Origin of the sequence: Emticicia sp. 17c (assembly GCF_037153985.1) — a bacterium.
Lineage (GTDB): Bacteria > Bacteroidota > Bacteroidia > Cytophagales > Spirosomataceae > Emticicia.
In genome coordinates, this window is the sequence record NZ_JBBAYI010000004.1 from 238,180 (window position 1) to 259,439 (window position 21,260).

Here is a 21,260-nt window from a genome sequence, read left to right on the forward strand (position 1 = left end):
GTACAGGATATTCATGGAGAACAATGTTTTTTATACGACTAACCGAAATGTGCTGAATAATATCTGGCTTATACCGGGTATTATTATTGCAATGGCTTTTGGTTGGATGATAGCTAACAAAGGGCTCTCCATTGGCGTAATGATTACAATATTACCTTTTGTGATTGGCTTCGTGATAATGGTGTTTTTCAGGCCACGCTGGGGTATTATTTTTTATCTGGTATACTGTTTTCTGATGCCAACGCTTGGAAAACACATTGATGGGGTACAGTTCGGGCTTGGTATGGACGGCCTGCTGATTCTGACCTTTCTGGCAGTAATTTTTCATCGTAGTGGGCGATACCGATTCCGGCATCTGAACAATGATTTGGTCTGGGTAGCCGTAGTATGGTTTGTAATTACCATTTTGCAGATAGGCAACCCCGAACGCCCAAGTATTTTAGGGTGGGTATACGAAATGCGCTCATCGACTTTATACTGGGTACTAACCATCCCGCTGGCACTCTTGTTACTCAACAAAAAAACTGATATTAATTTATTCCTGAATATCATCATTGTTTTGTCGTTGCTAGGGGCATTATGGGGAATAAAGCAACTAAAACTAGGGCCTGATGAAGCCGAAAACAGATGGCTTGAAGCTGGTGCAAAAAAAACACACATATTGTTCGGTAAGTTGAGGGTATTCTCTTACTACTCCGAAGCGGCTCAGTTCGGGGCTTCACAAGCACAACTGGCTATTATGTGTATTATACTGGCAGTTGGGCCACATAGCAAACTAAAAAAGCTATGGTACATTATTGCCGGCTTATTTATTCTTTATGGAATGATAATTTCCGGCACACGTGGCGCTTTGTTTGGCTTTGTAGGAGGGGGGCTTGTTTTCCTGATTCTCAGCAAGCAGATACGTATTCTGATACTCGGCGGAATAGTGGGGCTGGCTTTTCTCGGAATGCTCAAATATACCTCAATCGGTAGTGGTAATGCCGAAATCGTACGTTTGCGCACTTCTCTTGACCCTAACGATGCCTCGTTTCAGGTGAGGTTAATTAACCAGAAAATCCTGCGCGATTTTCTGGCCAGTAAACCGTTTGGCGCGGGGGTTGGTACAATGGGAACATGGGGAACCACCTATAATCAGGATAAATTCATTTCGCAGATTCCTCCCGACAGCTTATATGTGAAAGTCTGGGGTATGTATGGTATCATAGGATTCATCATCTGGTTTGGTATCATGCTTTATATTACCGGCAAGTCGGCGGGCATTATCTGGAAAACCCAAGACCCATTACTCAAAAACCAGCTTATAGCTTTATGCGGTGGTGCTACGGGTATTTTATTGTGTAGTTACGGAAACGAAGTGTTAAATGCAATGCCGTCGTCGGTTATAGTATATATCAGTTGGGCATTAATCTGGCTTAGCCCACGATGGGATACGCCCGTTCCGAAAACCCTGACACCTGTAACCGAGAACGAATTTTGAAAACTGATAAATCATCATTATTATTATGATACAGCCTATACTCACTATCCTTCAGTATGTTGTTCTTGTTTACCTCGGTATTCAGGTAATATATTTACTTTTCTACTCCATAGCTGGCAAACTGGCCCGAAAAGAAGTGTTTCCGGCAGCTACTACATTCAGGAAAATAAGAATTTTTATACCGGGTTATAAAGAAGATGCTGTTATCATTACCACAGCCCGAGATGCTATTCTGCAAGATTACCCACAAGATAAATACGAAGTCGTAATCATTGCCGATTCTTTCACAGAGGCTACACTGGCTACGCTCAGAACTTTACCTATAAAAGTAGTAGAAGTAAGTTTCGAGAAAAGCACAAAAGGCAAAGCCCTGCAAAAAGCCATTGAAGCAACAGCACATGAACCCGTTGACATAGTGCTTATTCTGGATGCTGACAACCACATGTCGGCTGGCTTCTTGCAAGCTCTGAACAATGCTTTTGAAAAAGGGTATCAGGTAGTGCAGGGGCATCGCACAGCCAAAGACTTTAAAACGCCTTTTGCTTTACTGGATGCCTGTACCGAAGAAATCAACAACCATATTTTCCGTAGGGGGCATGTGGCGGTTGGCTTGCCGTCAGCCCTGATAGGTAGCGGAATGGCCTTTCATTGGGATTTCTTCATAAGTCTTTTACAGAATATCGGAGATACATCTGGCGAAGACAAAGAAATGGAGTACAGAATTATTCGTCAGGGAAAACCCATTGCGTTTCTTGACGGCAAATATGTTTATGATGAAAAAGTAGCCAAAACCGATGTTTTCAGCAAACAACGAAGCCGCTGGCTGGCTACTCAGGTTGAGTTTTTTGAGAAATATTTCTTTGAAGGATGGGTTCAGCTTTTTAAAGGCAACGTGGCGTTCTTCGACAAGGTTTTTCAGACCTTCATTCTGCCTCGGGTTATGTTAGTAGCAGCCATGTGCTTGTGGTTAGGGCTAAGCGTGTTTTTCTTCAAAGAAACCTTACTTGTTACAGTCATATTGTTTTTGGGGCTGGCTTTAGCCCTTTTAATGGGTATTCCGGCCAAATGGTATAATAAAAAACTGGTGCTGGCCTTTTTGCAGATACCCGGTGCTTTATTTTCAATGCTCAAGGCTATGCTTCATATTGGTAAAGCGCGCAAACAGTTTATTCATACGCCACACGGCGAATCTTAAACCAGAAAACATTATCAATTATGCCTTGGAACATCATTTTTTTGCCTGCCATCATCAGTTTAATCTGGGGTTTCAGACAAGGGTTGAAAACTAAAAATAAACGTTATGTCAAAAGAAGTTGAAGCATATATTCTGATTGCCCAACAAGAATGGGAGCTTAATCTGGGTAGTAACGCGCGCAATCTGGCTGTTGAATTTAGCAAAGCCAAGCCTGTTATGTATGTGAATCCGGCTATTGACATGAAGTCGATTATCAAGCAAATCAGAACCCCTCATGGCAAAAAACGCCTGAAACTAGCTTTAGGATTAGGGCAGAATACGGTAAAAGTGGCCGAAAACCTGTGGGTGCATACACCACAAACTATCTCATATTCTATCAACTGGCTTAAAAACATAAGCCTGTATAACTTTCTGAATCGGCGTAATGGTAAGGGTTTTTTTGATAGCCTGAAAAAAGCCGCCAGAAAATTACACTGGAAACCCGAAAACTGTATTGTTTTTAATGATAGCCAGATGTTTACGGGGCTTTTTACTAAAGATTTCTTCAAACCTCTGTTGAGTTTCTATTATATAAGAGACAACCTCATTGAGCATCCTTATTTTAAATTTCATGGCAGTAGGGTAGAGCCTGAAACCATTGAAAAAGCCGATGCCATTTTCGCAAACTCGGCTTATCTGGCCGACTACGCCCGCCAGCATCATAAAATAAGTCTCGACATCGGGCAGGGCTGTGAAACAGATATGTACGATGCCTTTGCCACTAAAACCGAACCCGCCGACTTAGCCCTTATTGCACACCCAAGAATAGGCTATGTCGGATTCCTGACCGGTGAACGCCTAGACATCAGTTTGCTTGAGCAACTAGCCGAGGCCAGAAAAGACTGGCACATTGTACTAATTGGCCCAGAGGAAATTATGTTTCAGCAAAGCAGGTTGCACCAACTACCCAATGTGTACTTTCTGGGTTCAAAGAAACCTGCCGAGTTGCCTGCCTATATGCATTATATTGATGTGTGCATGAACCCGCAGTTAATTAACGAACTAACGGTTGGTAATTATCCCCGCAAGATAGACGAGTATCTGGCCATGGGTAAGCCCACAGTAGCCACTGAAACTCCGGCCATGAAAATGTTTCTGCCACATGTAGAACTGGCCGTTGGTGTTGAAGGCTACATAAAAGCCATTGAGAAAGCCTTACAACCGCAAGATTCTGCCGCACAAATGGCCGCAATCAGTTGTGCTAAAAGCCATACATGGGAAGCATGTGCCGAAAAGATATATGCCGTACAGGAAAAACTATTGAATACCCCAAACTAATCTTATTCTGACAAAACCTTTATTAATCTATTAGCATGAATATAACAAGTGTTATATCAAAACTAAGAAACAGACACTTCCTGTCGTTGGTGGGTAATGGCTCTATGGCCGTGCTTGGTATGGTTACCGTGGCCATTTTGTTTCGGTTTATGTCGTCCGACGATGTCGGGTACTGGTTTTTCTTTCAGTCGGTTTTTGTGTTGCTTGATACCTTCCGAACAGGGTTTCTTCAGGTTGCGTTAATTAAATTCTATACAGGGGCCGAAAAAGCTAAGGCCGAGTCGGTTTTAGGCTCAGTTTGGTATTTAAGCCTGCTTATTACAGGTATTTTGGTAATCCTGAATATACTAGCTGTGCCTGTACTGAAGTTTACAGACAGTGTAGGGCTAGTTACTACCATTCAGTGGTTCGGCATAACTTTTATCTGTACCTTGCCTTCAAGCATTGCTTCATGGATTTTACAGGCCGACCAACGTTTCGACCGACTGCTTTTGCTAAGGGTTATTAATCAGGGCCTGTTCATTATTATGATTCTGGCCATGATAATATTTGAAAAACTTACACTCGACAAAGTGCTTATCATCAATGCTATCAGTACTGCCAGTGTGAGTGTTTTCTGTTTATTCAGAGGCTGGACACGCCTCCGCACCTTTGCCAGACGCACCTCCGAGTCTATTAAAGAATTATTCCATTTCGGGAAGTATAGCGTAGGTACTACTATCAGCACAAACCTGCTTCGTAGTTCCGACACCTTCATTATTATGTTTGTTTTAGGTACTGCCGGCCCTGCCGCTGTGGCTATGTATAATATTCCGATGCGCCTGATGGAAATCATCGAAATTCCTTTGAGAAGTTTTCTGGCTACTGGTATGCCTTCCATGTCAGAAGCATTCAACAAAAACAATAAAAAAGAAGTAGTACATATTATGCAGAAATATGCAGGTATGCTTACACTAGCCCTGATTCCGGTATCGTTAGTGGCCGTATTACTGGCCGATATAGCCATTGGGATTCTCGGCGGAGGTAAATATACAGGCACACATGCTGTTACGGTCTATCGTATTTTTATGTCGTTTGCCATGTTTTACCCGATTGACAGGTTTCTGGGAGTTACGCTCGATATTATTCATCAGCCGCGTATCAATTTCTACAAGGTATTAATTATGTTGTTTACCAATGTGGTGTTTGATTTTACCGGAATTTACCTGTTTGGTAATATCAACGGCGTTGCCATAGCTACTTTCTTTACGTTTTTATCGGGGGTTTTCTTTGGTTATTACTGGCTCCGAAAATACCTCGATTTCACACTCCTGAGTTTTTTTACGGTGGGCTTTGCCGAAATAAAATCATTGATTAATCAGGTGTTATACAAAAACAGGGTTGCACAACAATGAAAATAGCACATTTACTACTCACGCACGCGAATCCGGCTCAGTTGAAAAGATTAATGGATAGCTTGGCGCACCCTGATGCTGATTTTTATATTCATGTTGATTTAAAAGCCGATATTGGGCCGTTTCTGCCATTGGTCGACAACAAGCACATTTTCCTCATAAAAAAGCGCGAAAAAGTGTTTTGGGGTGCATATAGCATTGTGCAGGCTACTGTTAATGCCTTTTATGAAATAATGGGCAGTGGCAAAAAATATGATTTTATTAATTTACTGAGTGGGCAAGACTACCCGCTTAAAAGTACTGAAGAGATACATGACTTTCTGGGGCTGAACAGAGGCAAAGCGTTTATGCATACTTTGTCGATAACAGATGAATGGCAGGAGGCTATCCCAAGAATTACGCGCTATCATTTATCAAATTATCAGTTTGCTGGTAGGCATCAGGCCGAAAAACTACTTAATTTTTTATTGCCTGAGAGAAAAATGCCCAACGGACTTATTCCGGTGGGGCGTTCGCAGTGGTTTACTATTACGCCCACACATGTAAAGTATATACTTGAATACCTCGAAAAAAACAGGCACGTACAACGTTTTTTTGAACTGACATGGGGCGTTGATGAAATAATTTTTCAGACTTTATTGTATAATTCACCACATAAAGATGAGATGGTGAACGATAATCTCAGATACATTGACTGGTCGGAAGGCAAAGCCAGCCCCAAGACTTTTACAATACAGGATTTGTCTGTACTGACTCATTCAGGGAAGTTATTTGCCCGCAAATTCAACGAGAATATCGATAGCGACATCCTGAATGCGCTTGATAAACTACGAGCCAACTCCTGATAATATAGTTGAGATATATGCAAGCCGCGAAAGCGGCTTGAAGCAAAGCAGTATTTTTAACTATTACCTAAGTATTTCCTCATAAACGCCTACTACCTCTCTGGCGGTTTTTTCCCACGAAAACATCGATGCCCTTTCAATACCGTACTTGATGGTTTGCGCTCTCAGTGTGTTATCGTTAAGCACAGTTAGTATTTTTTCGGCAATTTGTTCGGGTTGGGTTGGGTCTATTAAAATAGCCCCTTCGCCTGCTACTTCGGGCATGGCCGACGTATTACTGGTAATAACTGGCGTGCCACAACTCATGGCTTCAAGAATAGGTATTCCGAAGCTCTCTCTCAAAGAAGGATATAAAAATAGTTCGGCTAGCCGATAAAGATTAGGAAGCTCTTTATTAGGAATATAACCCGTAAGCATGATGTGGGTCATCAGGTGTTCATTATTCTGCGACTTCAACAATGCCATTAAATGTTCTTTGCCAAAATCAGGCATTACCAATGTGAAGTCGAGCTTGCCACGTTGATGGAGCAGCCCTAAGGCTTTCATTACATTAGGCAGGTTTTTCTTAGGGTCTGTATTACCCAGAAACAGAATAAAACGTTCGGGTAGGTTCATTTTCTTGCGGAAAGCAGCCAGTTCATCGGCATTTCTTTCAGGGGTAAAATGGCTGCCGCAGGCATTATAAATAGTTCGGACTCTATCTGCCGGAACCTTCAGCCCTTCAATAATTCTATGACGTTCGTAATCACTTACTGTAATAATCATTGAGGCTTTATTGGCTATTCGGGGTACGTTCCAGCGGCGGTATAAATTCCCGAAGCGTTGGTAATAAGTACCTTCGCTTATCATCCATTTTTCCAGATAAATAATATCATGAATAGTTACTACCAGCGGTACTTTGGTAGTAATTGGCGCAGTATTACTGGTGCAATGCAGTAAATCGACCTGATTGTGTCGGGTAGCTTTTGGTAAAAGGTTTTGTTCCCAGACTGGATACGATTTCGGCCCAAGTATTTCCAGATGAACATGCTGGCTGCCTTGAAGGGCTTCCATGTCGGCATCGGGCTGTGCATATACAAAGTACTCATGAGGCGTGTGTAAATGTTGTAACTGGCGCAGCACCTCCAGTATCACGATGTCCATGCCATGTTTCTTTTTCCGAAAAATTCGTTGAGCTTCTATTCCTATACGCATTTGCTTAATTGATTGAGGTCTGCTTTACTTGTCATGAATATCTTTTGAACTATTGCTGAAATTCCAGACGAAACCTCGCCAGAATGCTTTCAGGTGTGGCCAGTCGCCTTTAAGGGCATAGCTGAGCATATTTTTAGGTACGGCTACCAGAAAATAATAAAAATACATGGCTATTTTCTGAAAACCGAATGTATTACGGCGCAAATAAAGCAAACGATTCCGGCTGTAATAATAAGTTTTAAGGGTAGACCCTTTTCCTGTACTGATTGACTCCTTATGCCAGATTCGGCTTTGGGGTTCATACCAGATACTATAACCTGCCCGCTTGAAACGCTCGCAGTAATCCATTTCTTCATAATACAGAAAAAATAACTCGGCCATAAATCCTACTTTTTCAAAAGCTGCTCTCGAAAACATCATGGCTGCTCCATGCGCTCGTGAGGTAGGTCTGGCTTGGTCGTGCTGCCCTTTGTCTTTTTCCAGATAACCAATCGAAAACCCTCGCCCTGTAACAGGATTAATGGGTAAAAAACCTGCAAACTGAATAGTATTAGGCTCGTCGAAGTAAAGAATTTTAGGGCACATTACCCCAATACTGGTATCGTTTTGCATACGGGTAACCAGTGGTTCCAGAAAATGGGGGTCTACTTCAGTATCGTTGTTCAATAAGAAAAGATAATCGCCCGTGGCTACTTCAAGCCCTCGGTTGTTGCCACCTGCAAAGCCCTTGTTCTCTCCGGTGTTTATGTATTTTATCCACGGGAAATCGACAGGTAGCTCAAGGCCTGGTTCTTTAGTACTATTATCAACTACAATTACCTCTATTGACGGATACGTAATTTTTTCCAGCGACCTCAGCAAGTCGGCGGTTACGGCAGCACCGTTAAAGTTAATAGTAATAATAGAAACTTTAGGCAGATTATTTGGCATATTGATTGGTACTAAATGGAAGATGTTTTCTGTATAAACCTGTTATTTTCCGACGTTTTCCCATTGCTGGGTTTCGGCATTATATTGTTTTATTACCCGCGCCGGATTCCCAACGGCTACGCTATACGGCGGTATGTTTTTGGTAACTACTGCCCCTCCGGCTACTACGCTGTGCTTACCTATGGTTACGCCTGCTGTTAAAACAGCATTGGCACCTATCCAGCAGTCGTCTTCTATGGTAATAGTAGCAGTAGTAACAGGTTGTAAATAGATAGGGGTCTGAATGTCGGTATAAACATGGTTTAACCCACTCAATACGATATTCTGCGCCAGAATTACATTGTTACCAATGTTTACAGGCCCTATAATAACATTGCCGATACCAATACGTGAGTTGTTGCCTATATGCACAGGCCCCACACCATTATTAACCGTAGCGAAATCTTCGATAGTACTATAATTACCGAGGCTAAAGGGCTGAAACGGTAATACATCCATGCGGGTTCTGTGACAAACCGTGCTGCCTTTGCCTTTTTTATGAAAAAACGGGTTTACAAACCATTGCACCCAAAGCCGTGGCCGGGCCTGATGTTTCGGAATAAGGCACCAATGCACAAACTTTTTTAAGCGTTCGTTCGATTTGATGGTTTGAACTATTGACATGGCATGAATTATTTTTTGAAAAGATGCTTTTTTACACGGAATATCAAGGCTTTTCTTAAACCACCATCTATCTGAATCCGGCGGTCGCTTGTCCAGACCCTGCCATCTTCGCCATCTACTGCTTTAATTTTTCCGCCTGCTTCCTGTAAACGTAGGGCCATCATGCCATCTTCGGCTGCATGGCCTTCGGAGTCTCCGGCTACTCCCCTGAATGTGCGCTGAACGGCAATGTCATAGCCGTTTACATCAATGCCTTTCTGGCGGATAAAGCCGCTATTATAGCCCAGTACATTCAGAAAAGGCTGTGTGCGTTCTTTCTTTTTTATGACGTAACTGCTTAGAACCTCATATAAACCATACTGCCAGCGGGGTGTTGATGGCCCGGGCAGAAACGAATAGCTACCATGTACACAATAAACAGGCTCATTTTCGCCGTCAATCATGGTTTTGGTCATGGCCGTAATCCAACCGGGCGGATACAGCGTGTCGCTGTCGGCGGTCAGTATATATTTACCTTTGGCATAGTGTAGCCCTGCGGTTCGGGCGTGCCCAACACCCTGCTTGGTTTCGAGCAATGTTTTAATACCTAGCTTTTTCAGTAAGGCACTGGTTCCGTCGGTTGAGTTATTATCAACCACAATTAATTCGGCAGGATATTGCGTATTGCTATTGGCCAGCGAAATTAATGTATGCAAAATGCCTTCTTCTTCGTTCCATGCAGGAATGACCACACTCACCACAGGGTCATCGACCGAAAATCTGGATAGCTTTTGCTTTAATTCTTCAATTTCAGTAGTCGAATAATCACTCAGACGTAACGATTTACCCAATATTTGTTTTACCCATGCAGGCAACGAAAAACGAATCATTGTATACAGTTAATTTTATAAAAAACAGGTTAAAATATTTTCGGTAATTACACATTTTCAGACTGAAACAAAGCCGGAAATGTCATGAAGAAAATTTTCATATCATATTTGAACGAGAAGTTTCGGGCATATTCAATATCTAGTTGGATTCTCTCTTCTTCGGTCATATCTTTCTTGCCTTTGCCGCGTTTGGTTACCTGCCATAGTCCGGTTAAACCTCCGGGGCCGGCAAAACGCTCGATATATTCGTCGGTAGTGAGTTTTTCAGCCTCATAAAGCGGTAATGGGCGGTTGCCAACCAGCGACATATCTCCCAGAAAGATATTAAACAACTGAGGTAACTCATCGATACTGGTATTACGCAGAAACTTACCCAATTTGGTAATGCGTGGGTCGTTCTGGAACTTCATAAAGGCTACTTTGTCTTTTTTCTCCGACAAATACATTTTTTCGCAGACAATCTCACCATCCAGATACAACTGTTGTTGGCAAGTGCCTATGCTTGTGCAGGTATCACAAAGACCCATTGCTTGCTTTGGCGTGTCGGAGGCTTTGGTATACATATTCAGCGAACCCATGTTTTTAATCATCTGGTCGGCATCGGTTCGCATGGTTCTGAATTTATAAATACTAAAAATCTTATAGCCTGCACCTACACGTTTCGACAAATAAATAACAGGGCCTTTTGAGTCAAGTTTAATTAAAATTGCTACTATCAGTAAAAGCGGCGAGAGCAACAACAGCGCAAGGCCGGTGGTGGTTACATCAATAAAGCGTTTCCAGAAAGGTATCTTTACATCCATGATACTCGCTTTGGTTTGTTGCATGGCCTTGTAATGGCGGCGTTTAATGAAATAATTCAGACGAGTAATTAAATCACCTGAACTAAAATCTTTCGGATAAACGTCGTCACCGCCTTTGTCATGAATTTCTTTGATTAAACCCTGCGTAATGTTATCGCTGGTAATAACCACAGGCAAGGTGCGTGTCCATGCTTGCTGCCTGATTGTTTCCAGAAACTTTAAGCCGCCACTATTTTTGCTGATAATGATGGCATCGGGTGGATAGGTACTTTTCAGATATTCGAGGCAGTTTTCAGGGCTATCCATCACTTTTACATGAATTTTCTCCCCGAATCTTTTCAGAAAATCTACAACAGCTTTATTATCTTGTTCTACCAGAATAACTTTAATCGGAAGTTTTTCTTCTGTTTGTTCTTTGGTAGTTTGTATAGTAGTATCCATAGATTAAATAATAGACTAAGTTTAGTTGGCATCAACCACAGATTTAGGTTTTACACGTCTGAGAATAGCCTTGATTTTGGCGTGTACCTCCATAGGGTTAAAAGGTTTAAGCATAAAATCGTCGGCACCCAGATTCAGGCACTCAATTCGTTCTTTGCTTTCGTCGGTGCCTGATAAAATAATAATAGGCAAATCGGCATACAGATTACTAGCCCTGATAACCTTTATAAATTCCTTGCCATTCAGATTAGGCATATTCAGGTCGGCAATGATAAAGTCAGTATCGTTACCAGCTTCCAGCCAGCTCATGCCTTCCATGCCATCGTTTTTGGCTGTTACATCAAATTCTTTATTAAGAAAATGCTCTAAAACTTTTCTGATACTTGCTTCGTCATCAATAATCAGAAGTTTCAATTTTTTGCTCATTATTAGTTAAGATTTGTAAGAAATTTTGAAAGCGATAATTATACCTTTTCACTTTTATAGAATTATTCGGGTTAAGAACGCCTTATGATTTAACATAACTCTGGCTTGCTATTGGCCAAAGTATAATTGATGCTTTAGAAAATTATTAGGAAAACACTCCGGTTTTATATAGCCGGACAAACAATTGGTTAACTCATAATAAAATGTAGCAATTATTTTGCCAAAGCGAAGCAAAAACTTTTTTTGGTACCGCTCAATAATTTATTTTTTATGATTAATAATGTTTTTTTATTGCTTGGCTTTCAGGCAATTGCGTGTTTAGAATAGGGCATTCCGTTCAATAAATACGTGTAAACGAAGATTATGGATTGGGAGACTAAATAATGTCTCAGAAGGGCGAAGTTTATGTAGGCAAAAAAACAAAAAAGCCCTTTATCAGGTGGTTAGATAAAGGGCTTGCCGAGGATTTATTTTTTTAGTTTCTGGTAACGCAACAAGGCTTCCAGAAAATAGTAATCGGCATAAACAAGAGGTACATCGATTTCTGATTTCAACGGTTTTGCACCTACCGAATGTTTCAGAATAAAGTGGTTGTTTTCGCCAAGATTAGCTTTATAGGCTGGCCCTGCCAGACTTTGTAGCATGGTTTCGGCAGCATTGAAATACACCTTGCTTTTGGCTTTATTAACATAGGTGCTTAATTCAAGCAATGCCGAGGCCGTAATTGCTCCGGCAGAAGCGTCACGTTCTTCATTCGGAATATTCGGAGCGTTAAAATCCCAGTACGGAATTTTATCCTGAGGCAAATTCGGGTGGTTCAGGTAGAAGTCGGCTATTTTTTCGGCTTGTGCCAGATACTTCCGGTCTTTGGTTTCTCTGTACATATCGGTATAGCCATATAATGCCCACGCTTGGCCTCTGGCCCATGCCGATTCGGCCGCATAACCCTGATGAGTACCTTTTTTTAATACCTCTCCGTTTTCGCCGTAAGCTATTACGTGATAGCTGCTACCATCAGGGCGGAAATGGTTTTTAAGGGTGTTGTCGGCGTGTGTAACCGAAATATTATAAAACTCCTTATTGCCCGATTCACGCGCAGCCCAGAACAAAAACTCAAGATTCATCATGTTATCTACAATTACCGGATATTTATATCCCTGCCAGTTGTTCCATGATTTTATTACTCCCACTTTAGGGTCGAAGCGTGTGGCAAGCGATTTCGCACCCGTCAGCATAATTTCTTTGTATTTTTCGTTTTTCGTAAGCCTGTATCCATTACCAAATGGGCAGTAAAGCATAAAGCCCAAATCATGTGTGCCAGTGTTGTATTTTTCTTTTTCTATGGCCATTGTCCATTTATCGGCGGCTTCTTTCCATTTGGGGTCTTTGGTTTGTTCAAAAATATACCATAGCGACCCACCGAAAAAACCACTACACCACCAACTGGTAGGCATATCTCGAGGTGAACCATCGGGGTTGGTCGACTGTGGTGTTTTAGTAATGTCGGGGTGGCTTTTCAGCATACCCTCATACTGTTGGGCGGCAAAGGCAAACTCTTTGGCAACATCAATCTTTTTTTGTCCGAACGATATTATTGTTCCTAACAGGAACATAACGGTAAGTTTTGAGGATAGTTTCATAATATAATAAAGGTTGAGATAACACAATAAAAAGCACCAGATGGATGCTAATCCACCAGAAAAAAGCCAGTAAAACAAGCCGATTAACGTAATTCTGGAATGGCAATAAAGTCCATATCAGCAAACGACTGGTTTTCGCCGGCCATCCCCCAAATAAAAGAGTAATTGGCTGTTCCACAACCTGAATGAACCGACCACGGCGGAGAAATAATAGCCTGATGATTACTTATCCATAAATGACGTGTTTGTTGTGGCTGCCCCATCAGGTGTAATACTCCGTGGTTTTCCTGAACATCAAAATAGCAGTACACCTCCATGCGGCGGTCATGTGTGTGCGAAGGCATGGTGTTCCAGACACTTCCGGTTTGTAATACCGTTAGGCCCATTACCAGTTGGCAGCTTTTGATGCCATCGGCATGAATATATTTGTAAATAACCCGTTGATTGGCCGTTTCAATAGCACCCATACTAGCCGGCGAAGCCTCTTCTTTGGTCATGAGTCGGGTAGGGTAACTAGCATGAGCAGGTGCCGAAAGAATAAAATACTTGGCGGGGGTATCGGCGTTTGTGCTTTCAAAACTCACTTTTTTGGCTCCTCTGCCTACATAGAGGCAATCGAGCTTGTTTACAGCAAAGGTTTGCCCGTCAACGTGTATCTTTCCATCACCTGCCACGTTTATAATGCCTAATTCTCGTCTTTCCAGAAAAAAATCGGCTTTTAATTCGTCATAAGTATCCAAAACAATTGCCTCATTTTTAGGCATAATTCCACCCAGCACCATACGGTCATAGTGTGAATAAACAAGGTGCAACTGGTCGGGTGTAAAAAGAGTTTCAACCAGAAAATTATTTCTTAGTTCGGTGGTATCCATACCAGCCGTTTCCTTCGGACTATTTTCGTATCTTACTTGCATAACTTTTAAGCCCATAGGGCATTTATATTTAATGAACTAAATCCAGATTATTTATCAACGGCCCATCCAGCCGCCATCTACGGTTAAAATAGTGCCATGCACATAACTGGCCGCATCCGAAGCCAAAAATATAGCAGGACCTTTAAAGTCTTCGGGTTCGCCCCAGCGTCCGGCAGGAATTCGGCCAAGAATCGATGCGCTTCTGTCGGGGTCATTTCTTAGGGCTTCGGTATTATCGGTAGCAATGTAGCCGGGGGCAATGCCATTTACATTAATACCCTTCGATGCCCATTCGTTGGCAAGTGCTTTTATGAGGCTACCGATAGCGGCTTTACTGGCGGCATATCCGGGCACGTTAATTCCGCCCTGAAAGGTGAGCAACGAAGCCGTAAAGATTATCTTACCCGATTGTTGTGCCAGCATAACCTTGCCAATTTCCCGTGCCAGAATAAACTGTGAATCAAGGTTAATTGCCATCACAGTGTCCCAGTATTCGTCGGGGTGTTCGGCGGCAGGTTTGCGCATAATGGTTCCGGCATTATTTACCAGAATATCAATGCGTGGGTAGTCGGCCTTCACCTGTTCAATAAATCCATACAGGCTCTGGCGATTGCTGAAGTCGGCCTGATATGCCTTGAAATTGCGCTGTAAGTTTTTAACGGCTATTTCAACCGCACTATTGGTTAACTCAATTGTGGCCGATACCCCAATAATATCGGCTCCGGCCTCGGCAAGCCCAATGGCTATTGCTTTACCTATACCTTTGTTACAGCCTGTAACAAGTGCTATTTTACCCGAGAGACTAAACATTTTATTCAGTTGAATAGGAAAATTCTAAGATGAACCGCTGTACTCTTTCAGAGTAAGCCCTCAAATGTACACGCTAAGATGCAAATGTAATACAGCCAGAAACAAATAAATAATTGACTTTATTTATGCAATCGTTATCGGGAACGTTACCAAAAAATATCATCTCTTATACTGGTTACAATAATTTTAATATCTTTGGTTGTTATTCGTAGCTGCCGAGGTACTTCTGAGTACTGGCAGTTATTTTATGAAATTGTACTTTTTTATTAATCTTGGAAGCGATAACCATCAAAGACATTGCTAAGGCCCTGAATCTTTCTACCTCTACGGTTTCGAGAGCTTTAAGGGGAAGCTATGAAATTAATCAGGAAACTAAAAAACTGGTGTTGGAATATGCTGAGAAGATGAATTACCGCCCTAATCCTATTGCCCTGAGCCTGAAAGAAAACAGAAGCCGAGCCATAGGGGTAGTAGTGCCCGAGATAGCCAATAATTTTTTCTCTCAGGCCATCAATGGTATTGAAGCTGTTGCTTATAACAGGGGGTATCATGTTGTGATTTTCCAGAGCCACGAGTTGTATGGCCGTGAGGTAGAAAACGTGCAACACCTCATAGACCGCAAGGTTGATGGCTTGTTGATTTCATTGTCGGGGCAAACGACCGACGTAAGCCATTTACTGGCGATTCAGGCAAAAGGTGTACCACTTGTTGTATTTGACAGGGTATCGGCGCAGATAGAGGTAAACAAAGTAGTAGCCGATAATTTTCAGGGGGCCTTCCAGGCAACAGAACACCTGATTGTTTCAGGCAGAAAACGTATTGCGCATATTACAAGCCCATCGTTATTATCAACCACACATGAAAGGCTTGCAGGATATAAAGCTGCGCTGGAAAAATACCATTTGCCCTATGACCAAAACCTTGTGAGATACTGCGGGTTTGAACCCGAAGAAGCTCGGCAGGTAATTTTTGAAGTACTTGACACCCAAAAGCCTGATGCCATTTTTACTGCCAGCGACCGCCTTGCGCTTGATAGTTTTGCAGCTGTAAAAGCTAAAGGCATAGCCATACCTAAGCAAGTAGCCTTTATTGGCTTTACAAATCTTGGAGTTGCTCATTTGCTCGACCCTCCTTTAAGCACCGTGGTGCAGCCCGCTTTTGAAATAGGTAAAACAGCCGTAGAAATATTGCTCGATACCATCGAAAACAAGCGGATGAACGCTGCGGTAAAAACCATTAAAATACCTACTGAGGTAAACCTGCGCGAGTCGTCACAATAAAAAACCACAAGCAATAAGCCTGTGGTTTTGTTATTCCTAAACTAAATTGTATTTACTGTACTGACAGATTAAAATCAAGGTTTACGTCATCACTACCCGGAGTAGGGGTGCCGTCTTTTACATCTTTCCCATTAATTGGCGGTTGGTGGCGCAACTGTACTTTTAATTTACCGCTGCCCGCAGCTCCGGTTTTTACGGTTCCGGTTAAGCCAATTGGGAGATTCCGCGCATCTTTATCGCCATAGGTATATGTAAGCAGGTTTGAAGGCGAAGGAGTAAACACAAACAAGTGTTCGTCGCTTTCGGTCTGTACTTCTTTTGTAATATCTTGCGCAGGATTCTTCGACTCATCCATCAACTCTACTGTAAGTGTATAAGTGGTATTAGCTTTTAAACTTATGTTATCAAATTTAAGAGGTGCATTACCGCCGTCGCCGTCAGGGTCATTAAAAACAAAGCTCTGAGTAGTACCACCTGCCGTAAAGTTTAGCTTTACGGTAGTAATAATTTCATTTTCTTCTTCAACGTCTACTGATTCTTTTTTACAGGCTGTCATCGAAAACAACATTCCTAATGTAAGGCTGCCCAAAAGTAAAATACGATTTCTTTGCATGGGATTTAAAATTTAAACAATGAGTTTATATTTGCAACAATGGTGCAAATATAAAAGTCTGTGTTTAATTACGCAACAATATTGCAAAAATTAATTTGACGTTAAAAAGTCCTTAATTAAAACACGTATTTAGCCCTTATTACAAAATTTCGGCCCATTTCATCGGCAAAATACCTGAACCTATTCAGGTAATCGCGGTAAGTAGTATTAAGCAAATTAGTAACCGTTAGCGATAAACTAAGAGGTTGCCGATTTACGCGCAATTGTTGTGTAAACGCCGCCGACCAAAGCATATAAGCCGGAGGTGGGGGAGCAAAATCGCCTCCGTACTGATTAAAAATAATTTCATTAGCCGGAATATCCTTAAAAATCACTTTGGTTGGCACCCTGTTTTGTTTAGCTACATAGAGGTTTGTTAATGAAACACCACTTTTTTTCCAGTCAAAATGCAAGGTATTTTCCCAGCGGTTAGGAGCTATCATAATAAGCGGCTGTGCATGGGTAATATCTTGTGCCTGCAAGTATGAAACCTTCGAGTTAAGTGAAATATGTTTTTGTAGCTGAAAAATACCGCTTAAGTCGGCCCCGCTGAAACGGGCATTGGTTTGTGTATACCAGAACTCAGGAAAAGCCCCTCGCACCGTAAGGGTAGGGCGCCCCGTAGGCGACAAAAAGATAAAGTTTCGGATATAATTATGATACAAATGTAGTTCTAGTTGTACCAGTTTTGAAACGTAGTTGGTTGTAAACGAAAAATTAGTAGCAACCTCAGGATTCAGGTTTTCGTCGCCTTTTTCATAGCTGGCGGCTCCGTGGTGTACACCATCGCTGTATAATTCATTAACTGTGGGTGCACGCCATGCAGAAGTTGCATTAAACAGAAAATTCCATTGGGCATTAGGGCGGAAATTAACACCCAGTGTACCAGTAAAATTCTCGTTCTGCTTATTGTTTTCTATAACAGCCTGTTGCCCACGCGGAATCCGGTATACATCCAGATTTCTGAAATCATACCTCATGCCTCCTTCTATCTCCCAATGGCTTCTTACGAGTCGTTCAATCAGAAAGATACCCCCCGTCCAGTTCAGGAAATTAGGAATAAGCACTGTTGACGAACGAGGTTCACGCAAGGTGCCTGTGGTAAGATTCTGCTGGAAATTCCCGTTAATCCCGATCGAACCTGTTAAAAGTTTATAAAGGGCTTTATGTTCAAAAAGCAGCTCGCCTGTGTAGGTAGTTAGCTGAAAAATCTGAACCAGATTTTTATCCCCTCTTAAAATGTCTACTTCCTTTCTGAAGTCATACTGCCGCCCTAGCGTGAGGGATAATTTTCCGGTACGGAACTGGTTAGAACTTTTTAGCTTCAGTAAATTATGCTGAACATCCTGATACGGCCTGCCAATAGTATAAGTAAATTGTTCGGGCGTGTAAACACTCAAGGGTTTACCTCGTTGCAATGCTTCAATGAGGTCGGTTACATTGCCAATATGTGACCCCGAAAATACGCCTATTTTGGTGTTAAACTGGCTAAAGAAAACTTCTGTTTGCCAATTGCGCCGTTTGTAATTGGCCGATAACGAAAAATTTATCTCAGATACCCCTGTATTGGCTAATCGATAATCGGGGGTAGTTATATCGCCACCTCGTTTAAAAGTGCCTTGCGCCCGATACCCGACTGATTGAGGAATAGTTGCTTTTTTAAAGCCGATTCCGCCCTGAATTATGCCCGAACTTACTACCTGATTGCCATTAGTAAAGTAAACTGTATTTACTTCGCCACCTATGCTGCTAGAGTCGGGCAGGGGTTCTGGTTCTAGCATAATTACACCGGCAATAGCATCAGAGCCATATCTTACGCCGGCAGCCCCTTTCAGAACAGTTATTTTTTTGGCAACAAAGGGGTCAATTTCCGGTGCGTGTTCGCTGCCCCATTGCTGGCCTTCCTGCCTTACCCCGTTATTCATAATCAAAACCCGATTTGAGTGCATGCCATGAATAACAGGCTTGGCAATTGAACTACCTGTTTGCAAGGTAGTTACGCCCGAAATCTGTTTCAAGGCATCGCCTAATGACTGCCCTCTTGTCTGGTCAAGAGCCGCATCCGAAAGCACATTTTTGGTTTGTGTAAGGTTGTCAATCTTTTCGGCCTTAATATCCACATTAGCCAGATGCAGTTCGTTCTCGGTTAGTTTTATATCCTGTTCGGCTCCGTGTTCGAGTTTGATGGTATAGCTTTTTTCCTGATAACCAACAATACGCCCAATGAGGGTGTAAGTTCCCTGACAAAGATTAGCAATGCGGTAGCGGCCGTTAATATCGGTGGTTGCCCCTTTATTTTGCTCTTTAATTACTACTACCGCCCCAACGATAGGCTCCTTAGTGGTGTTGTCGCGCACTACCCCCTGAATAAAGCAGTCACAATGCGAACTTGTAGTGGGTATTTCTTCTTTTGTTTGTGCAGCGGCAGAGAAACAGAGTAGACTAAAAAATATAAACAGACTTTTTTTCATAAGCTAAATGATACAACTTGGGTATCATGATTATTAAATGCAACTATATTGCAAAATTATGAAAAAAGCTGGTTATGCCACGAAAATAACATTAAAAGTAGATGAAAATACTAAAAAAGTAGTTGTCTTTTGCCTATGTTCCAACGCACACCTAGCGATAACACCCGATTATTAATTGTTTGTGAGGTGTTTACATATTGTAGCTTTCTGTTCGTAAAACTGGCATCAATAAACAAATTATGCCCCAGCATATAAGACGCGCCTATATCCATTAACTGTATATTAGCCGTATTACCTTGCCCAATAAAGTTATTGTATTCGCCCGGGCGCATTAGGTTATAATTACGTTGGATGTTCCCGCCCCAGTTAATGGCTCCGGCATCTTCGCCATGTTTGGCCAGCATTAGGTTATAGGTAAATGTCAGGCGGTTGAGTGGCTGATAACGGGCAATAAACAAAAACTCCTTAAAATTTGACCCCAACGGATGCGCCAGAGGCATATTATAATTTACATAATTACTATAAGTTGAGTTATGGCTATATGTGTAAGGTCGTGCCAAATTATATTCGGCCTGTAAGTCAAGATTTCTGATACCTAAGGCATCTATATAGCGCGCGCCAATCTGGGTAGAGTATTTGGTAGCCCACCAGCCTTTTTGCTTAAAATGTTTCAGGTTAAACTCATCAAGTACCAATTGCCCGTAAAGCGAAAAGCTCCGTAGGAAATTGTATTTAAAATCCATCCCTACAATTGAGTTATCAACACTTCCCAGATTTCCTTCTACATAACGGTAAAAAATAACGGGGTTCAGGTAGTTAATATCAAACCCGATTTTGCGCTGACCAAAAACAATGGTTTCAAACAAACCAATATTCAGATTTTTAGTAATGTTTGCACTCAGGTGATGAAACGTAAAGTATTTTGGGGGCCTTTGCTCAGTACCATCGGCTGCCACCGGAACCTGTTTATTGATGGCTTGTGCAAAAATATTGATGTATTGAAACCTGCCAACTTGCGTAATGGCTTTCAGATGCAGATACGGTGCCGAGAAGTCGGACAAAATCATGGAACGAATACCCGAACCTATAAAGTTTTTGTCATGCCCGAACTGAAAAGTCAGATTCTTCAAAACGTTAAAGGTAATGTAACCTCTTGCCGAGAAAAAATCAGCCACTAGTCGGGTAGAGTCTGAATTCATTACTTTGGTAAAGCCTTCATACGGGAAACCGTCGTAAAGGCGGGCATAATCTCGTACATAGGCAGGGTAAGCAATCTGGTTTTCAGTAAACATTGAATAAAAGCCCAGCTTTTTATTTAACATTCCTCTGATTTCAATCCCTCTGGTATTGGTATAGGGGGCGTTGTTGGTCAGATTATCGTTGCCATAGGCAAAATGTAGAATCGGGCTGATATGTATATCAAAATCTTCGTTGTGGTGATAATAAAAATCTGATTTCTTTTGGAGAAAATATTTAAGAAAAGGTTTTCGGGTATTATTCTGAATGGCCTTTGCTTCACTCAGGCCGTTAGGAGAATTATCAGCCAGCCATTCCCAGCTATCATTCTGCAAATACATCAGGTTAAAAAGGTCAACAGACGAAAGGCGAGATAAAGAGTCTTTTTCCAGATTAAGACTTAATTCTACCAAATCTTTGCGGCCAATGGGTTTTACATTACTATAAAACTTATCTGACAATTTACCACTTTTAATTTCATAGCGCTCTATATAATGTAGATAATCGCCATTCATCGGAGTAAAAGTACTTTGGCCCGAAGACTTAAAAAATATTACTCCCAGAAAAAAGATAAAACTCAAACGCATCAAAATATGTTATTTTACTTGGGTAGAGGCTAGTAAGTGCGAAAATACAGATAATTCTGTATTTTATTTTATACATATTGTAAATTTGTAAAATTTAATGTGGCAGATACTCC

Annotated in this window: 18 protein-coding genes; 6 read left to right on the forward strand and 12 right to left on the reverse strand. The window is 41.7% G+C overall.

Annotated elements, in window-relative coordinates; translation table 11 throughout:
- Positions 1 to 13: 13 nt before the first annotated feature.
- From WAA15_RS10760 to WAA15_RS10780, 5 genes are all read left to right on the forward strand, one after another.
- Positions 14 to 1,480 (forward strand): O-antigen ligase family protein, encoded by a 1,467-nt coding sequence (locus tag WAA15_RS10760; protein WP_337042747.1) that lies wholly within the window; start codon positions 14 to 16, stop codon positions 1,478 to 1,480.
- 25 nt (positions 1,481 to 1,505) lie between these two features.
- Complete coding sequence (locus WAA15_RS10765; protein WP_337042748.1) at positions 1,506 to 2,675, forward strand: glycosyltransferase; 1,170 nt, start codon at positions 1,506 to 1,508, stop codon at positions 2,673 to 2,675.
- Between the two features lie 105 nt (positions 2,676 to 2,780).
- Positions 2,781 to 3,992 carry a glycosyltransferase gene (locus WAA15_RS10770; RefSeq protein WP_337042749.1) on the forward strand — a complete coding sequence of 404 codons (1,212 nt, stop codon included), beginning with the start codon at positions 2,781 to 2,783 and terminating at the stop codon, positions 3,990 to 3,992.
- A gap of 35 nt (positions 3,993 to 4,027) precedes the next feature.
- Positions 4,028 to 5,386, forward strand: coding sequence for an oligosaccharide flippase family protein (locus WAA15_RS10775; RefSeq protein ID WP_337042750.1), 1,359 nt, complete (start codon positions 4,028 to 4,030; stop codon positions 5,384 to 5,386).
- Positions 5,383 to 6,231 carry a beta-1,6-N-acetylglucosaminyltransferase gene (locus WAA15_RS10780; RefSeq protein WP_337042752.1) on the forward strand — a complete coding sequence of 283 codons (849 nt, stop codon included), beginning with the start codon at positions 5,383 to 5,385 and terminating at the stop codon, positions 6,229 to 6,231. Before WAA15_RS10775 ends, WAA15_RS10780 begins: the two co-directional genes overlap by 4 nt.
- 63 nt (positions 6,232 to 6,294) lie before the next feature.
- On the opposite strand, the gene WAA15_RS10785 is transcribed toward WAA15_RS10780, so the two are convergent.
- The 9 genes from WAA15_RS10785 to WAA15_RS10825 form a co-directional block, all read right to left on the reverse strand.
- Positions 6,295 to 7,425 carry a glycosyltransferase family 4 protein gene (locus WAA15_RS10785; protein WP_337042753.1) on the reverse strand — a complete coding sequence of 377 codons (1,131 nt, stop codon included), beginning with the start codon at positions 7,423 to 7,425 and terminating at the stop codon, positions 6,295 to 6,297.
- 24 nt (positions 7,426 to 7,449) lie between these two features.
- Positions 7,450 to 8,355: a glycosyltransferase family 2 protein gene (locus WAA15_RS10790; RefSeq protein ID WP_337042754.1), complete on the reverse strand. Its 906-nt coding sequence runs from the start codon at positions 8,353 to 8,355 to the stop codon at positions 7,450 to 7,452.
- Positions 8,356 to 8,397: 42 nt separating this feature from the next.
- A complete protein-coding gene (locus WAA15_RS10795) occupies positions 8,398 to 9,018 on the reverse strand; it encodes an acyltransferase (RefSeq protein WP_337042755.1) in 621 nt (206 codons plus the stop codon).
- Between the two features lie 8 nt (positions 9,019 to 9,026).
- The gene (locus WAA15_RS10800) at positions 9,027 to 9,887 is read right to left on the reverse strand and encodes a glycosyltransferase family 2 protein (RefSeq protein WP_337042756.1); all 861 of its coding nucleotides are present in this window, start codon (positions 9,885 to 9,887) and stop codon (positions 9,027 to 9,029) included.
- 47 nt (positions 9,888 to 9,934) lie between these two features.
- On the reverse strand, positions 9,935 to 11,131 hold the full coding sequence (locus WAA15_RS10805; RefSeq protein ID WP_337042757.1) for a sugar transferase: 1,197 nt from the start codon (positions 11,129 to 11,131) through the stop codon (positions 9,935 to 9,937).
- A 21-nt stretch (positions 11,132 to 11,152) separates the two neighbouring features.
- Positions 11,153 to 11,557 (reverse strand): response regulator transcription factor, encoded by a 405-nt coding sequence (locus tag WAA15_RS10810; RefSeq protein WP_337042758.1) that lies wholly within the window; start codon positions 11,555 to 11,557, stop codon positions 11,153 to 11,155.
- A 467-nt stretch (positions 11,558 to 12,024) separates the two neighbouring features.
- Positions 12,025 to 13,197 (reverse strand): glycoside hydrolase family 88 protein, encoded by a 1,173-nt coding sequence (locus WAA15_RS10815; protein ID WP_337042759.1) that lies wholly within the window; start codon positions 13,195 to 13,197, stop codon positions 12,025 to 12,027.
- 83 nt (positions 13,198 to 13,280) lie between these two features.
- Positions 13,281 to 14,111 carry a 5-dehydro-4-deoxy-D-glucuronate isomerase gene (kduI, locus tag WAA15_RS10820; protein ID WP_337042887.1) on the reverse strand — a complete coding sequence of 277 codons (831 nt, stop codon included), beginning with the start codon at positions 14,109 to 14,111 and terminating at the stop codon, positions 13,281 to 13,283.
- Positions 14,112 to 14,165: 54 nt separating this feature from the next.
- On the reverse strand, positions 14,166 to 14,930 hold the full coding sequence (locus WAA15_RS10825) for an SDR family oxidoreductase (protein WP_337042888.1): 765 nt from the start codon (positions 14,928 to 14,930) through the stop codon (positions 14,166 to 14,168).
- Between the two features lie 263 nt (positions 14,931 to 15,193).
- Between WAA15_RS10825 and WAA15_RS10830 the strand changes: the two genes are divergently transcribed.
- Positions 15,194 to 16,201, forward strand: coding sequence for a LacI family DNA-binding transcriptional regulator (locus WAA15_RS10830; protein ID WP_337042760.1), 1,008 nt, complete (start codon positions 15,194 to 15,196; stop codon positions 16,199 to 16,201).
- 52 nt (positions 16,202 to 16,253) lie between these two features.
- Here WAA15_RS10830 and WAA15_RS10835 read toward each other — a convergent pair whose 3' ends face one another.
- The 3 genes from WAA15_RS10835 to WAA15_RS10845 all read right to left on the reverse strand — a co-directional run bounded on the left by WAA15_RS10835 (position 16,254) and on the right by WAA15_RS10845 (position 21,141).
- The gene (locus WAA15_RS10835) at positions 16,254 to 16,814 is read right to left on the reverse strand and encodes a hypothetical protein (protein WP_337042761.1); all 561 of its coding nucleotides are present in this window, start codon (positions 16,812 to 16,814) and stop codon (positions 16,254 to 16,256) included.
- A gap of 116 nt (positions 16,815 to 16,930) precedes the next feature.
- Entirely contained in the window at positions 16,931 to 19,324 is a 2,394-nt protein-coding gene (locus tag WAA15_RS10840) for a TonB-dependent receptor (RefSeq protein ID WP_337042762.1), read from the reverse strand.
- A gap of 110 nt (positions 19,325 to 19,434) precedes the next feature.
- Positions 19,435 to 21,141 (reverse strand): capsule assembly Wzi family protein, encoded by a 1,707-nt coding sequence (locus tag WAA15_RS10845; protein ID WP_337042763.1) that lies wholly within the window; start codon positions 21,139 to 21,141, stop codon positions 19,435 to 19,437.
- Positions 21,142 to 21,260 lie beyond the last annotated feature (119 nt).